1 protein-coding gene is annotated in these 1,663 nt (G+C 64.3%); it reads right to left on the reverse strand.

The genetic code is table 11. The features are described from left to right. Positions 1-135: 135 nt before the first annotated feature. On the reverse strand, positions 136-1,539 hold the full coding sequence (locus tag ACJH7A_RS30405) for an IS1380 family transposase (protein WP_138247968.1): 1,404 nt from the start codon (positions 1,537-1,539) through the stop codon (positions 136-138). Positions 1,540-1,663 lie beyond the last annotated feature (124 nt).

Genomic DNA, 1,663 nt, shown 5'->3' on the forward strand with positions numbered 1-1,663 from the left:
CCTCGATCCGTGGACTGACTGATTCTGTGAGGACTTTTCGGTTCTGGTCGGGATCATTTTGCTGTGGGCGGCAGTTAGCTGCTGGTCTGCCCAGCTTTTCCTGTGGTGTCCTCGGGTTGGGCCTTGCGGCGGTGGTCAGGATGTCACGGTTTGTGGGGGTGGGCGTCCGATCGTGTTGTGCCACAGTGCAAGCCAGTGTCGGGCCCAGGGCCAGTGGGCGGGTAGGTGCAGGACTGCTCGGCGTTGTGGTCGGGCCAGTCGGGCCGCGATGTTGACGATGCGCCGTCGCAGGGTGGCACCGCGGGCAACGGCGTGAGAGCCTCCGGCCAGGACGCCGGTGGCGCGCAGCAGGTTGTGGGCGATGGCCGCGCAGAGGATCCAGGCGGAGTTGGCGCCGAACCGCCCCGAGGGCATGTGGGCCAGGGGTCCGTCGATCAGGTCGGCGAACACGGTTTCGATGATCGCGTGGCGACGGTGGGTGATGTCGGCTTGATCGACCGGTAGGTCGATGTCGGTGAAGAACGGGTGATACCGCCACACCGGAAACAGCCCATCGGCCATGCGCGCATCTTTGACCCGGCGTACCACCAGTCGTGCGGTGATCGGGGTCTTCGTGGAAGTGAAAGCGGTGTAGGTAGTTTCGGCGACTTCAGCATCAGAAATCCACGCGCCGGTATCGGGATCGCGCACTGCACCGGGATAGTTCACCGGTACCCACGCGTCCTGGTCGATCTGCTCGATCGCGGCGGTCAGCGCCGCGGTCTTGGTCAACACGAGCGAGAACCGGGCCCCGGCACGGCGGCACGCGGACACCACCGCGCTGTTGCCATAGGCCGAGTCGCCGCGCACCAGGATCTGACCAGTGACGCCGGCGGCACGGGCGGTAGCCACCGCTTGCGCGATCATCCGGGCCGCTCCCTTGCCGGAGTTGGCCTTGCCCGAGCGCAACCGCGCTCCGGCGATCACCGGGGCGCTGTGTTCGGTGCTGATCGTGGTCACCAGCGGCGAGAGACCTTTGCGCAGGATCTGGCGGCCGGCGATCTTGGTGTGCCCGTAGCTCGCGCCCTGTTTGGCGTGTCCGTAGACCGGGCGCAGCAGCGAATCGATATCGATGAACGCACGCTGATCGGCGCCGGGCAGCAACAGCACGCGTTCACACAGGGCACCCAGATGTGCACCCAGAACTGACTCCAGTTGACGGGCATGCCCGAAGGTGAACTCCCGCAACAGGGTTCCGATCGTCGAAGGCGCATACACCCCGTCGAAGAGTGTTTTCATTCCACCGCTGCGGACCACGTCGAGGTCATCGATACTGTCCGCGCCGACGCACATGCCGGCGATCACCGTCGCCAGCTTCGGTGACGGGTTGGCCGCCCCGGACTTGATCCGCTCGCTGGTGAAACGAATCTTGTGCTCCAACAACGCCGAAAGGCGACTCTGCTCTGCCAACGTCATCACCGGCACCAGGCCCGCGCACGACACGAGATGCTCATCATCAAAGACCGCCGACGACGCGGTGAACCTGTGGGACACTTGCACTGGAAGTGCCTTTCCGAGTTGTGCCGATAAGTGCGTAGAGAACACTCATCATCCCAGCTCAGAAGGCACTTTCCTCGTTACGACACCCGACCAAACAGTCAGTTCATCGGTGGATCGAGGCTAA

The organism is Mycobacterium sp. SMC-17, assembly GCF_045310915.1.
In the GTDB taxonomy this organism is placed as follows: domain Bacteria; phylum Actinomycetota; class Actinomycetes; order Mycobacteriales; family Mycobacteriaceae; genus Mycobacterium.